This window comes from Pseudomonas izuensis (assembly GCF_002356535.2).
In the GTDB taxonomy this organism is placed as follows: domain Bacteria; phylum Pseudomonadota; class Gammaproteobacteria; order Pseudomonadales; family Pseudomonadaceae; genus Aquipseudomonas; species Aquipseudomonas izuensis.
This window is the reverse complement of record NZ_AP017423.2, coordinates 3449385-3462551: the sequence shown is the minus strand read 5'-3', so window position 1 is coordinate 3462551 and position 13167 is coordinate 3449385. Positions and strand designations below refer to the sequence as shown.

General features: G+C 58.1%; 15 protein-coding genes. 4 read left to right on the top strand and 11 right to left on the bottom strand.

Going from position 1 to position 13167, the window contains the following annotated elements; genetic code table 11:
* Nucleotides 1-116 precede the first annotated feature (116 nt).
* From fapF to pnuC, 8 genes are all read right to left on the bottom strand, one after another.
* The gene (gene fapF, locus LAB08_RS15345) at nucleotides 117-1397 is read right to left on the bottom strand and encodes a fibril amyloid transporter FapF (protein ID WP_096511226.1); all 1281 of its coding nucleotides are present in this window, start codon (nucleotides 1395-1397) and stop codon (nucleotides 117-119) included.
* A gap of 46 nt (nucleotides 1398-1443) precedes the next feature.
* Nucleotides 1444-2190, bottom strand: a complete 747-nt coding sequence (gene fapE / locus LAB08_RS15340) for a fibril amyloid subunit FapE (protein ID WP_096511228.1) — start codon at nucleotides 2188-2190, stop codon at nucleotides 1444-1446.
* A 33-nt stretch (nucleotides 2191-2223) separates the two neighbouring features.
* Nucleotides 2224-2904, bottom strand: a complete 681-nt coding sequence (gene fapD, locus LAB08_RS15335; protein WP_096511230.1) for a fibril amyloid maturation endopeptidase FapD — start codon at nucleotides 2902-2904, stop codon at nucleotides 2224-2226.
* A gap of 62 nt (nucleotides 2905-2966) precedes the next feature.
* Nucleotides 2967-4421: an amyloid-like fimbrin subunit FapC gene (fapC, locus tag LAB08_RS15330; RefSeq protein WP_096511231.1), complete on the bottom strand. Its 1455-nt coding sequence runs from the start codon at nucleotides 4419-4421 to the stop codon at nucleotides 2967-2969.
* A gap of 52 nt (nucleotides 4422-4473) precedes the next feature.
* Complete coding sequence (fapB, locus tag LAB08_RS15325) at nucleotides 4474-5046, bottom strand: fibril amyloid subunit FapB (protein WP_096511233.1); 573 nt, start codon at nucleotides 5044-5046, stop codon at nucleotides 4474-4476.
* A gap of 1 nt (nucleotide 5047) precedes the next feature.
* On the bottom strand, nucleotides 5048-5485 hold the full coding sequence (gene fapA, locus LAB08_RS15320) for a functional amyloid chaperone FapA (protein WP_096511235.1): 438 nt from the start codon (nucleotides 5483-5485) through the stop codon (nucleotides 5048-5050).
* 328 nt (nucleotides 5486-5813) lie between these two features.
* Nucleotides 5814-6338 carry an AAA family ATPase gene (locus LAB08_RS15315; RefSeq protein WP_096511237.1) on the bottom strand — a complete coding sequence of 175 codons (525 nt, stop codon included), beginning with the start codon at nucleotides 6336-6338 and terminating at the stop codon, nucleotides 5814-5816.
* On the bottom strand, nucleotides 6335-6898 hold the full coding sequence (pnuC, locus tag LAB08_RS15310) for a nicotinamide riboside transporter PnuC (RefSeq protein ID WP_096511239.1): 564 nt from the start codon (nucleotides 6896-6898) through the stop codon (nucleotides 6335-6337). Before pnuC ends, LAB08_RS15315 begins: the two co-directional genes overlap by 4 nt.
* Nucleotides 6899-7220: 322 nt before the next feature.
* On the opposite strand from pnuC, the gene LAB08_RS15305 reads away from it, so the two are divergent.
* On the top strand, nucleotides 7221-8051 hold the full coding sequence (locus LAB08_RS15305) for an undecaprenyl-diphosphate phosphatase (RefSeq protein ID WP_096511241.1): 831 nt from the start codon (nucleotides 7221-7223) through the stop codon (nucleotides 8049-8051).
* Entirely contained in the window at nucleotides 8048-8476 is a 429-nt protein-coding gene (locus LAB08_RS15300) for a DUF1294 domain-containing protein (RefSeq protein WP_096511243.1), read from the top strand. The genes LAB08_RS15305 and LAB08_RS15300 overlap by 4 nt, the downstream gene beginning before the upstream one ends.
* On the opposite strand, the gene LAB08_RS15295 is transcribed toward LAB08_RS15300, so the two are convergent.
* Together LAB08_RS15295 and LAB08_RS15290 are read right to left on the bottom strand one after the other, a co-directional pair.
* Complete coding sequence (locus LAB08_RS15295) at nucleotides 8473-8832, bottom strand: MmcQ/YjbR family DNA-binding protein (RefSeq protein ID WP_096511245.1); 360 nt, start codon at nucleotides 8830-8832, stop codon at nucleotides 8473-8475. The genes LAB08_RS15300 and LAB08_RS15295 overlap by 4 nt on opposite strands.
* Nucleotides 8829-9737: a LysR substrate-binding domain-containing protein gene (locus tag LAB08_RS15290; RefSeq protein WP_096511247.1), complete on the bottom strand. Its 909-nt coding sequence runs from the start codon at nucleotides 9735-9737 to the stop codon at nucleotides 8829-8831. The genes LAB08_RS15295 and LAB08_RS15290 overlap by 4 nt, the downstream gene beginning before the upstream one ends.
* A gap of 130 nt (nucleotides 9738-9867) precedes the next feature.
* Here LAB08_RS15290 and LAB08_RS15285 point away from each other — a divergent pair, with 130 nt between their 5' ends.
* Together LAB08_RS15285 and LAB08_RS15280 are read left to right on the top strand one after the other, a co-directional pair.
* The gene (locus tag LAB08_RS15285) at nucleotides 9868-10479 is read left to right on the top strand and encodes an FMN-dependent NADH-azoreductase (protein ID WP_096511248.1); all 612 of its coding nucleotides are present in this window, start codon (nucleotides 9868-9870) and stop codon (nucleotides 10477-10479) included.
* Between the two features lie 179 nt (nucleotides 10480-10658).
* A complete protein-coding gene (locus LAB08_RS15280) occupies nucleotides 10659-11696 on the top strand; it encodes an alpha/beta hydrolase family protein (protein ID WP_096511250.1) in 1038 nt (345 codons plus the stop codon).
* 120 nt (nucleotides 11697-11816) lie between these two features.
* Here the strand turns inward: LAB08_RS15280 and LAB08_RS15275 are convergent, their stop codons facing one another.
* Complete coding sequence (locus LAB08_RS15275) at nucleotides 11817-13004, bottom strand: MFS transporter (RefSeq protein WP_096511252.1); 1188 nt, start codon at nucleotides 13002-13004, stop codon at nucleotides 11817-11819.
* Between the last annotated feature and the right edge of the window lie 163 nt (nucleotides 13005-13167).

Sequence of the window (13167 nt, the reverse complement as noted above, 5' to 3'; positions counted from 1 at the left end):
ATCGTTCAAGAGCCCCGCGTTTTCGTTCACGACCATCGCGAGCTAGCTCGCTCCTACAAATAAAGCTAAAAACCCGCTGCGACTTGAATCGCAGCGGGTTTTTTGTAGGTGGGGGATCAGAAGTAGTATGGAAACTTCAGGCTGAAGGAAAAGTCCGGCGAGTCGTCGGTCAGGCCGATGGCCAGGTTGGGAACGATCGTCAGTTTATCGGTTGCTGCCAGGGTCATGCCGATGTTGAAGTTGGCCGAGTTGTAATCGCTGTTGGAAATCGATTGCCAATCGCCACCGTCCGGCTTGATCTTGCTTTTGCGGGCGAACTGATCGGTAAACGAGAACGACATACTCATCTTCTCGTTCAAGGCAAAGGCAATACCGGCGCCGACCTGCCAGGAATCGCCCAGTTTCACATCCCCTTTTACCTTGGAGCCGACCTGAGGACTGATGTCGCTGAAGGAGTCTTCCATGTTGTAGGTGTAGGCGAGGCTGCCGAACAGAACGGCCGGGTCGAAGGTCTTGACCAGCGAGATGCCTGGTGTGATGGCCCAGACACCGTTGCCGGTCGGCAAGTCCTCGGGCACCGAGAGGTTATCGTTACTCGAGGACTTGACCAGCTTGATGCCATAAGGGTCCTTACCGGTCGGCGCCTTGATGCGCAGTGTAGCGACCGCGTCGGGCAGGTTGACCGACTCATCCAGAAATTTGTAGGCAACCCCAAAGTTCACATCGCCGATGGTCGGGTCGCGGGTGACGGATTCGTCCGACGTCACCGGAGCTGCGCCACCGGCGCCACCGGAGGAGTACGTTGATTCGCGATACACCACGGGGACGTTAACGTCGAACTGCCAGCGTTGTGCCACGTTGTAGCGAGCGGTCAGGTCCAGTGTCCAGTTATCGGCCTTGATGCGGTCGATGTCGATGTTGCCGAGAAAAATCGAGTCCAGTGCCAGGAAACCGTTGAGCGTCAGTGCACGGGTATCGTAGTGGGTATAGGTCAGGCCGGTTTCGACGCTGAACTTGCCGCCACCGAAGAACCCGCTGGCTTCGTCGTACAGGTTCGAAACGCTTTGTGCCGGTTCCGAGTCATCCTTGAGCGACTGCCCGTAGGAACTGCCTGTCGTCCCAGGCGCACCGGTGGCCACCGTCTGGCCACCCTTGGGCGTTTCGGCGGGGGATTTGGTGAGGCGTTTGGGAGCAGGTGTCGCAGGTGCTTCTTCGACTTGGCGAACGCGCTGCTCGAGGACCATCAGCGCGTTCTGTTGTGCTTCGTAACGTTGTTTCAACTCCATGAGTTCTTGTTTTAGTGCTTCAACCTGGGGATCCGGTGCCGCATATAACAATGTTGCCGGGGCCAGGCTACTCAAACAGACAATAGCTCTGAACGTTAACGATCGATGCATGGGTTAGCCGTCCCTTCTGACTACAGATGATGAGACTGAGCGTAGATCAGAATCCGATAGTGCGAAGTCCTTTGAGTTGGTCCAGGTTGCCGTTCAGTGACCCGCCTGTTGACACGTTGTCACGCAGCACGACATTGAGGGAGGTGAGGTTACGGACCTGGTTGCTGGCACCCAGTAAAGTCGTGTTCTGCATCAGCCCGCCCTGGGCCAGGCGTTGAACGGTACTGCCCTGGTTGTTGTTGGCCACGATGTTGAGTTGCACGCCATTACCGGTCGAGGAAACGCTCAGCGAACCCGCGTCATTGGAACGGGCCAGTGTCGAGTTTGCGGCCAATGCCTGGCCCTGCTGTTGCGTTGCTGGCGCCTGGTTGGCTTTGGTGACGTTGATATCAACGTTGTTGTAGGCGGTATTATTGTCGCCGGCAGCCCGCACGACCTGGGTGACGCCTTCGGTGGTGTTGAGGCCGCTGCCACCCGTGACGGTGCCGGTGCCGGTGTTTTGTGAGCGCGCCGAGCCAGTACCTTTTTCGTCGATCATCGACACATAGAACTCTGGCTTGATGGTCGATTGTTGAATTTGCATCGAGGAAGTGGCCCCGATCACATCACCCTTGGCATTTTGCCAAGTGCTGGTCATGACCACGCCGAAACTGATGATCCGTCCCGGCATGACATAGCGGCCTCGCAGGGTCGCCAATTCCTGATCCTTCAGTTCGATGGGTTTAAACATTTCTGCCTGGGCCGGCAGGCTGGCGGTCAGGCAAACCACGGCCAGCCAGATTGGAGTCTTCATTGAATGCTCCCGGAGCGTCATGCTCCCTTGTTATTAGAAGAAGTCGCTTTGGATGAATCCGAAATCCATCAACTCTGCGTCAGGCACCGGGGTGAAAGTGTTTATGCGGTTCTTGGCGGTCAGTGGCATGGGCGGGTCGAGCAACGCATTGCCTTTGTCGTAGCCCTGGCCAATGACGGCAAAGATGATGCCGTTCCAGCCTTTGATGAAGTCGTCGACTTTGTAACGTTTATGACCGAGTACCGGATCTCCGATATAAACCCAGTCGCCATGGACTCTTTGCATGACCACAAAATGTTTGTAGCCACGGATATCCATGAGGACGACCACCGGAATCTTGATGTCCTTCAATGTTTCTGTCGCTACCCGGTAGCCACGGGCCCGCATGCCGATACTTTCCACGTAGCGCTTCATGTCGAGCATGGAGAAGCCCTGGACGCGGACAAGATGTTGATCGGAATGTGCCAGCATGCCTTCGATAATCTGTTCTTCATTCACGTCCAGCCAATAGGCCTGGCGCAAGATGGTCGCCAGGGCAGCTGCGCCGCAACTGAAGTCGGTTTTCTGTTGCACCAGGTCCTCAAATTTACGCTCGCGTATGCTCTGGATCGGCTTGTACACCACAGCACCACCCGGCAGGACGGCAAGCGGCATTTGTGCAGCCTCGATCACACTGGCCACGCAGAGCAAAAGTGCCAAGGTGATAATGCGCATGGGGGATGCCTTCTGGTTGTGTTGAAAAAAGGCCCCCGTGCGGGGGCCTCAATAGACAGCATTTAGAACGATTGGTTGGCGATGGACAGCGAGTTGCTTTGTTGGTTGCCCACACCGGCCGCTACGTTGACGCCCAGGTTGCCACTGCCGCCATTCACCGAACCACTCAGGGTTGCAGTGTTGGTCACAGGGTTGGCCCAGCCAGTTGGAGTCAGCACTTGGTAGGAAACAGTGTTGCTCAGATCAAACGAACTGCTTTCGCTGAAGCTCTTCGCTTTGTCGTACGCAGATTCAGACGATTTGCTGCCCGATTTGTCGAACGAGGAGGAAGCCGATTTCTCGACCGATTTATCGAACGATTTTTCGAACGAGGAATCGCGGGACTTATCGTACGAAGAGCTGTTCGATCTGTCGTACGAGGAGTCGCGCGATTTGTCGAACGAGGATTGGTGCGATTTGTCGAACGATTTGTCGATCGATGCGTCAAGCGATGCATTGAGCGATACGTTAAGCGACTTGTCGGAACTGCTGCTGCGGGTGTGATTGCCGTAGGTATTGGATTGCGAGGCTGCCGCAGAAGCGTCCAGAGAAGCGTTCAGGGAAGCATTCACAGAAGCACTCGAAGATCCGCTTGCACTGCTGCTGTTGGAGCCGCTTGCAGTCATGCTGTTCGAACCACTCGCAGCGCTGTCGTTGGAACCACTGGCATGGCTGCTTTTTGAACCGCTGACATCAACGCTAACAGACTTGCTGGAGTTAGAGTTCTTCGAACCGGCAGCAGCCCAACTCGAAGAATTGCTTTGACTGCCGCTCGCTTCGAAAGACTTATCGAAGGAAGCGCTGCCGCTCTTCGTGGTGGTGAGCGTGATCGTATCGAGGCGGAAGGTCCGATCGGCTTCGTTGGTTACGACCAGGCCAGGACCAGTTTGATTGGCAGAGGCGGAGGCTGTTGCGTTGCCGAGTGGGGCATTGGAGTTGGCAATTGCCATGGTGTTTTTCTGTTGGTTAAGGTCGCCACCAGCAATGTTGATACCCATGTTGCCGCTGCCGCCATTACCCGATCCGCTCATCACAGCAGAGGCTGTGCTGCCGTAGTTGTAGACCTTGTTATTGTTGCTGTATTGCGTGACTTTGGCAGTAGCACTGGCATCACCGAACACGAAGCTGTTATCGCGACCGGAGTTGTCGGATGCAGCGTTTGCGATGGCGGCCGCGTTGTCTTGTTGGTTGCCGTCGCCTGCAGCCACGTTGACGCCGACGTTGCCGCTGGTGCCGGTGGCAGAGTCGGTCATCTCAGCGCTGTTCTGAGTCCCTTCGTTGTAGATGCGATTGTTGGTGCTGCTTTGCTTGTCGGTAGCATTGGCAGTCGCATAAACAGGGATCTTGGTTGGAGGTGGGGTGTGGTGGTTGTTATGATGGCCGTGGTGGTGCTCATCATTCTGTCCAGCGTGTACAGCTACAGCCATGACCGCAGCAATTGCGAAAACCAGAGGCTTGAGTGCCATCGAAGGTTTCATGGTGATTCTCCGTACTTTATTTTAGGTTAAGTGTTGTTATTACCTGTTTGGGTCAATCCACGACCCGTACGCTCAGGGTGTTGGCCATTCGGTTTCCCACCCCGGCGCTCTGATTCAACTGAATCACCCCACGGCTACCGGTGAAAGCCTGGTCACTGGTAGAGACCTGGCGATAGCCTGGTGCAGAGTCAGTTGGATCGGAGTTGATGAGCAGCGCCACGTTCTGTTGCATGAGGACGCTGTCGTCGAGACTTTGCGGCTGAGCACTGATGCTGATACTCAGTGCGTTGGCTTGCTGAGTGCTGGCGCCCGAGCTCTGGTTCACGCCCAGAGCGCCGCTGCCATGGCTGAAGGAGTCGCCCTGGATGCTGGACCGCGCATCGATCCTGGGGTCGACAATCGTACGCAGCCGTTGGCGAATCTGGGTGCTCGCGCTGGCGTCACGGCCCACGGCGATGGCCCGGGCGTTGGCTTGTTGTTGCAGATCGCCCGCCGCCTGGTTGACGGTGAGGTTGCCCTGGTATTGAGCGCCCGAACCGCTGATTTCGGCGTTATCGATGACGGGGGATTGGGCAAAGGTCGATGCACTGCAAAACATGGCGATCATCAGCAGCGTACGATTCATCTTAACGGTCTCCCGTTATGATTTTCAGAGCACCCAGGCCTTGCTGGACGCTCGAATTGACCATATTGGCAATACCATTGCCTGAATTTCCCGAACGTCCGGCAGGCAAATTGGAAAGTTGGGACTGGTTGCTGATATTACCGCCCAGGTTGTTGGTGTTTTGAGTGACCAGGCGGGAGATGCCTGCACCACTGGCGACGCCGGCAAAGTCGCCGTCGCTCAACTCGTTCGTTTGTTTGAGGATGGTTTGGGACGGGTTGGCATTGACGGTCGTGGGGTTCGGGTCGGGAATCACCGGCGGACGCGTTGCCATGCGCGGTTGGACATCACGCTTGATGATAATGATGCCGTTGTCTGCCTGTACGGGCAGGCAAACACTTGAGCCCAGCGCGCATCCGATCAGCAGGAGGGTATAAAAGTTTTTATTGAGTTTCCCCACGGCGGCAATTCCTTCTGTATTGAAACGCTGGCCCTTATCAGCGATACGAGGAATAGAGCAGAAGGTGTGCCGGTTTTGGTTTTTCTCTTGAAATCAGTTGGTTGGCTTCAATAGTCGAAGTGTTTAAAAAAATTTGTAAAGCCACTGAGACAGAACCGCTCTAAATCGCGGTCCCTGCTGGCGGCATTGCTCGCTAAGGGCCCTGAAGGCGGGTTGTATCACCGACTTAACATTTTCTTGCCAGAGTGCCTAAAGTGCTTTAGCTCGCGGGTTTGCCCCGGGGAGAGTGTTTCAAGAACGGACATTATCCGCAGGGCGGCTAGCCCGATCAGGCCTTGAGCAAGCGCGTCACCGCCTCGAATGCCGCGTCCTCGCGCTGTTTCCAATCACCTTGCAGGACCTGGTAGGGCTGGCGGTGCAGGTCGAGCCATTGACGGCTGGCCTGGAAAAACGCCTGGCGCTCTGCCAGTCGCGGTTGGCAGCGCTGCCCGTCGTCATGCCAGTCCACTGTTTCAGGGCTCAGCAGAAAATGCAGGTCGTATTGCCGTGCCAGCAATGCTTGCTCGATCCAGGCCGGACAATCGCCAAACAATGTCTGGCTCCACAGCATGTTGCTCAGCAAGTGGGTATCGAGGATCAGCAGCCGTGGGCGTCGGGCACGTGCCTCATCCTCCCATCGGAGCTGGCCCCGGGCGATCTCCGGGATATCGGCCAGGCAGGTGTCTCGCTGGTTTTGCTCGATGAACCAGCGCACGTACTCGTCGACCACCGTTCCACCGAAATGCGCTTGCAACTGTGCCGATAACCAGCTCTTGCCGCTGGATTCAGGGCCTGTAAGCACCAGAACCTTCATGTGCGCAGCGCCGGGGCCGCGCGCCACTCACGCCAACCCTGCACGGCCAGTAGCAGGAATAATCCGTACAGGACGGCGGTCAGGTACAACGCCTTGTAGACGAACAACCCGACGAAGATCACATCCACGACGATCCACAACGGCCAGCATTGAACCCGTTTTTGCGCCATCCACAGCTGCGCCACAAGGCTGAACCCTGTGAGTGCCGCATCGAGCCAGGGTTGGGCTGCGTCGGTCCAGTGTGCCATGGCGGCACCCAGCATCAGGCTGCCGATGGCACCTATGACGAGGCCGAACACCACTGTCTGGCCATCAAGCCGGCTGACCTCGCGACCCTGTCGCGCATCGCCCGCACGGGTCCATTGCCACCAGCCATAAATCTGCAGGGCGGCATAGATCACTTGCAGCAACATGTCCGAATACAGCTTCACCTCGAAAAATACCCAGCTATATATAAGCACCATGATCAGGCCGATCGGCCAGCACCAAGGGTTCTGTTTGACCGTCAACCAGACGGCGATGACACCGAGGGAGGCGGCAAACAGTTCAAGCCCGGACATGAAGGTTCCTTGGGGGAAGTCGAAGAGGGGGCGGATTGTACCCTCTGCAGGAGCGAGCTTGCTCGCGATGGACGTCGGAACGCCACGGCTCATCAGGAGGGCGCGCCTTATTGTTGAAATTTTTCGCGAGCAATCGAGCGTCGACCGGCTGCTTCTACAGAGGATCATGCTGACCTTCGCGGAAAAGCCTGACTGCACACGGATATTTCACGGAATTTTCCACGGCCTGCGGGTATCTTGTGCGCGCGGGTTTTCAACTACGCTGAATGCTTTGAAAAATACTGACGAGGCCTGCGCTGACGCATTGCCTTTTGGGGGATTGATGGATCTTTGGACTGCCTTTCAGGCGTTGATTCTTGGGGTTGTAGAGGGGCTGACAGAGTTTTTGCCCATTTCCAGTACCGGGCACCAGATTATTGTGGCCGACCTGCTCGATTTCGGTGGCGAGCGCGCCATGGCGTTCAACATCATTATCCAGCTCGGGGCGATCCTGGCGGTGGTGTGGGAGTTTCGCCGCAAGATTTTCGACGTGGTCGTCGGGTTGCCGACGCAGCCAAGTGCGCGACGCTTCACTGCCAACCTGCTGATTGCCTTCCTGCCGGCGGTGGTACTGGGGGTGATTTTCGCCGACCTGATCCACGAGTACCTGTTCAATCCGATCACGGTAGCCAGCGCTCTGGTCGTGGGCGGTTTCATCATGTTGTGGGCCGAGCAGCGCCAACATCAAGTGCATGCCGAAACGGTTGATGAAATCACCTGGAAAGACGCCTTGAAAGTCGGCTTCGCCCAGTGCCTGGCGATGATTCCGGGCACCTCCCGCTCCGGTGCAACGATCATCGGCGGCTTGTTGTTCGGCCTGTCGCGCAAGACCGCTACCGAGTTCTCGTTCTTCCTGGCCATGCCGACCATGGTGGGAGCGGCGGTTTACTCGGGTTACAAGTACCGTCACCTGTTCGTGGCGTCTGACTTCCCGGTCTTCGCAATCGGCTTCGTCACGGCGTTCATTTTCGCGATGATTGCCGTCAAGGGCTTGCTCAAGTTCATCGCCAGCCATAGCTACGCAGTGTTCGCCTGGTACCGCATTGCGTTCGGCCTGCTGATCCTGGCGACCTGGTTGTTCGGCTGGATCGACTGGACCGCGGTCAAGCCATGAGTGATTCCGGCGCGCGCAACAACCCCGGACGCAACGCCGGGGGAGAAATCCGCAATCTTCGGCTGAAATGGCTGGTGTTCGCGATCCTGTGCGCGCTGCCGCTGTTCGGTTCGATGTCGATGTGGCTGCGTGGGGTTTCGCTGATTCCCCTGGCGGCCTACGGCATCGTCAGCGTGGCGGCGTTTCTGTTGTATTGGAGCGACAAGCGCAAGGCGCGCGCCGATCGCTGGCGTACTCCGGAAAACGTGCTGCATGCGCTGGAGTTCGCCGGCGGTTGGCCGGGCGCTTTGTTGGCGCAGCAAGTGTTCCGGCACAAGACGCGCAAGGTTTCGTTTCAACTGGTGTTCTGGCTGATCGTGCTGTTGCACCAGGTGTTCTGGATTGACCAGTTGTTTCTCGGTGCAAACCTGTTGGCGCTGGTTTAAAGCAACAATCCGACCTGCGTACGCTTGGGCAACTTGCTGACCACCAGTTGATGGGAACGTCGCAGCAAGCCTTGCAACTCCTCGGCGCCGAGGGGGTAGGGCGTTGTCATGATGATCCACTGGGCCCGCGCCAGATAAGGCGCCGGATGAATGCCCGGACGGTCGCAGTGACCGAGAAACAGGTCCTTGTCGACCTTGAACGCCAGAGAGTCGCCGCGCAGGTTCTGCAAGGCGAACATCTTGTTCCCGGCCACTGAAAATACCCGCACGCCACCCCACTTGTAATCTTCCCGAGCGCCGGGCAAGGCCAGGCAAAAAGCCGCGACCTGCGCTTCGTTCATGCGTGCAGCCTTCATATCAAACGGTCCCCACAGGCATTGAAGGTTTCGATCAGATGGTCGAGCCACGCACGTACCGCGGGCATCACGCCGCGTCGATGAGGGTAGACCGCTTGCAGCCAGCCGCCAGGCATCGACCATTCGGGCAGCAATTGCACCAGTGAGCCGCTAGCCAGTTCCTGTTCGCAATACATCATCGGCAACGTGGTGAAACCCTGGCCGGCGAGGGTGCAAGTCTTGCGGACAATGAAATCGTCAATGCCCAATCGCGCTTCAAGGGCCAGATCGTAGTGTTTGCCCTGGCGATCGACCAGGCGAATGTGCACCATGCGATCCGGTTCGAGCGCGCCAAGTGTCGGCAGGTTTTTCAGGTCATCTGGATGATTGATTTCATGACCGTGCAGGAAAGCGGGGCTGGCCACCAGGAGCATCTGCGCCTGGCGCAAGCGGCGGGTTACCAGCAACGGGTCTTCATCCCCCGGCTCGCGCACGCGCAAGGCAACGTCAACGCCCTCGGTCACCAGGTCGACGCGGCGATTGACCAGCATGACCTCCAGTTGCACTTGCGGAAACTTCTCCAGAAAGCTGCTGATCACCCCGGGCAGCATCTCGTGAGCCAGTCCGACAGGGGATGAAACCCGCAGTCGTCCACGGGGCTCGCTGGACATGCTGGCCACGGCTTCATCGGCCATTTCTGCCTCCAGCAGCATGGCCTGGCAGTGCCTCAGGTAACGTTCGCCCACGGCCGTCAGCTTGAGTTGGCGGGTGGTACGCTGGAGCAGTCGCGCACCGAGGCGCTCCTCCAGTTCGGCAATGCGACGAGACAGCCGTGACTTGGGAATCCCCAGCGTACGCCCGGCGGCCGCGAAGCCACCGGCCTCCACGACTTTGGCAAAGTAATAGAGGTCATTGAGGTCTTGCATGGCGGCTTCTCGATTGTTCTATCAATGGGACAAACTATCGCATTGTTGCAGTCTAATCAGCTATTGGTTTCATCTGTAGGATTGTTTCCATCAGATCGCCCTGGCGGCGATCCTCACCTGGAGATCCCACATGAAACTGCTGCACATCGATTCGAGCATTCTTGGTGACAACTCGGCTTCCCGTCTGCTGAGCAGCGAAGTTGTAAAAGCCTGGCAAACCGCCGAGCCAAGCGCCGTGGTGACCTACCGCGACCTGGCTGCCGATGCCATCAGCCACTTCTCCTCGACTACCCTGGTTGCAGCGGGCACTACGGCTGAACTGCGCAACGCTGCCCAACAGCACGAAGCTGAATTGAGCGCCTCGACCCTGGCCGAATTCCTTGCCGCCGATGCCGTGGTCATTGCCGCGCCGATGTACAACTTCACCATCCCGACTCAATTGAAGGCCTGGATCGACCGCATCGCTGTTGCCGGTCAGACCTTCCGCTACACCGAAGCCGGCCCTGAAGGCCTGTGCGGTGGCAAGAAAGTGGTGATCGTTTCGACCTCCGGCGGTCTGCATGCTGGCCAGGCAACCGGCGTCGCCCACGAAGAGTACTTGAAGGTGCTGTTCGGCTTCATCGGCATCACCGACATCGAATTCGTCCGCGCTCATGGCCTGGCTTATGGTGACGAAGTGCGTACCAAAGCGATGAGCGATGCCCAGGCGCAAATCAGCGAGCAATTGTTCGCCGCCGCGTAAGGCTTGCGTAAAGACGTCAAACGACGCAGGCAATCCCCAAAAAACTCTGTATTCTGATCACGCAAGGGTCAGATACGGAGTTTTTTGTTTCTGGTCATTTCATATCGTTCGTAAAATTATGGCCCGGGTTATGCAGTCGAGGGTGAACGTCTCCGGTCCGGTAACAGGTGGGGCATCCCATGATGCGTCTTTGTGCAACCTTACTGATTTGCCTGTTCGGCAGCCTGAATTCAGTGCACGCCGCCCCTGCGCCGCATCCTCACTGGAGCGTCGGTTACCACGAGATGACTTTTCTCGATCCTCTCGATCTGCAGCCGATGCGTGCCATCGCGTTTTATCCTTCCAGCGAAAAAGAGCACTCCAGCAAGCTTGAGGGCTATACGATCGAGGCCGGCGAAGACACTAAAGTCGCCATGGGCCGCTTCCCCATGCTGATGCTGTCCCACGGCAACACCGGAACCCCGCTGGCCCTGCATGACCTGGCTACGTCGCTGGCACGCAAGGGTTTCGTGGTGGTGGCGGTGATTCATCCGGGTGATAACTCCAGGGACCACAGCCGACTCGGCACCCTGAGCAATCTGTACGGCCGGCCGATCCAGATATCCGAAGCCATTACCGCGACGCTGGGCGACCGCATGCTGGCGCCGTTCGTCAATGCCGATCAGGTCGGGGTCATCGGTTATTCGGCGGGTGGAGAGACGGCGTTGATACTGTCCGGGGCGACGCCGGACCTGGACCGCCTGCGGCGTTACTGCCAGGAACGCCCGGACGATCGTGATGCCTGCAACACCCAGGGTGAACTGATCGTCGACCGTGATGATTTGCAACCGGTGGCCGACCCGCGCGTCCATGCGTTGTTGTTGATGGCGCCGCTTAGCCTTAAATTCGGCCGTCATACCCTGGCCGATGTACATGTACCGGTGCTGCTGTACAGCGGCGACGGCGACAAACTGGTTGCCTTCGACAAGAACGCCGCCGCACTGGCGCGCAAGCTGCCTGTCGCGCCGGACTTCAAATTACTGGCCGGTGCCGGCCATTTCGTGTTCATGGCACCGTGCAACGACGAACAGATCGTCATCACGCCGGCACTGTGCACCGACGCCGATGGTGTCGATCGTGAAGACATTCACCGCAACCTGATTTCCGAAGCCGGACGCTTCTTCGCCCATACCCTGGGCAAGGCGACCCGGGCCGGGATGCAGACCGCGGATCAATAGTTCACTCGGAACCATTGTGGGAGCGAGCCTGCTCGCGAAAGGGGCGTCAAATTCAGCATCATTGGTGCCTGATACACCGTCTTCGCGAGCAGGCTCGCTCCCACATGGATCGCGATCAGCCTAGGCCATCGCCCGGTGCTTGAGCAATAAGGTCAAACCGAGCCCGGTTACCGACAACAACGCCGCGCAGAAGAAAATCCACGAATACCCCAGGTTCAGCGCCACTGCGCCCATCAATGGCCCGGCAATCGCCAGCGCCAGATCGAAAAACACTGCGTAAGCACTCAACCCTGCGCCACGGCTGGAATTGGGCACCTGCTTGATCGCCTCGACGCCCAGTGCCGGGTACACCAGTGACAGACCAAACCCGGTCAGGCCGGCACCGATCAAGGCGTAGCCGGTCGAAGGCGCGAGCCACAACAAGGCCAGGCCGACGGTTTCGATGGTCATGCAGGCAATGGCCGAGGTAAATCCGCCGAAGCGGCTGATGCTGGAAATGAACAGCAACCGCGCCAGAATGAAACACACCCCAAACACCGTCAGGCAATAAGCCGCACCGCTCCAGCCAAGGTTGACGTAATACAGGGTGATGAAGGTGGTCAGGGTGCCGTAGCCGATGGAAGCCAGGCTCAGGCTCGCACCAAAGGGCGCGATGCGCCCGAACACAGCCCAAAAGGGCAGGCGTTCACCGCGTACCACTGGCACCGAGGGTTTGTTGCGGATCAGCAACAGTGCCAGCGCAGCCAGCACCGACAGCGCGATCCCCAGGCTGCTGAAGCCAAGTCGATCGACCATCACCACCCCCAGCGGCGCACCGATGGCAATCGCACCGTAGGAAGCAATGCCGTTCCACGAAATCGAACGCGCCGTGTGTTCTGCACCTACTTGGCCCATGCACCAACTGATGGTGCCGACCCCGATCAAACCCTGGGCGATCCCGAGCAGCAGGCGACCGGCGATCAGGATCAGCAGACTCACCAATGGAACGCTTTGCAACAAGGTCGACAACAGCGTCAGCACGCCGCTCAACACAATTCCGGACAAACCGTAAACGATGGCGCGCTTGGTGCCGATGCTGTCTGACATGCGCCCGGCCATGGGCCGGCTGAGCAGGGTAGCGAGGTACTGCGAGCCAATCGTCAGCCCCGCGATGACCGCACTGAACCCCAACTGCTCATGGACATACCCCGGCAACACCGCAATGGGCAGGCCGATGCAAAGGAACGCGATGAAGGTATAGAAGACGATGGAGACGATCTGCAGAGTGATCGCCATGGAGCTTTGCGGTGGCTGTTGCTGCACAGACATGGGGGCTCTTTCGCGGGCGGCGGTGGGAGACCTGCATGATGGCTTGGCGGCGGGATAAAAGGAAGCAGGCTAACTATATTCATTGTCTTTGAGGGCGCCTTCGCGAGCAGGCTCGCTCCCACATTTGGAACGCGTTTCCCTGTGGGAGCGAGCCTGCTCGCGA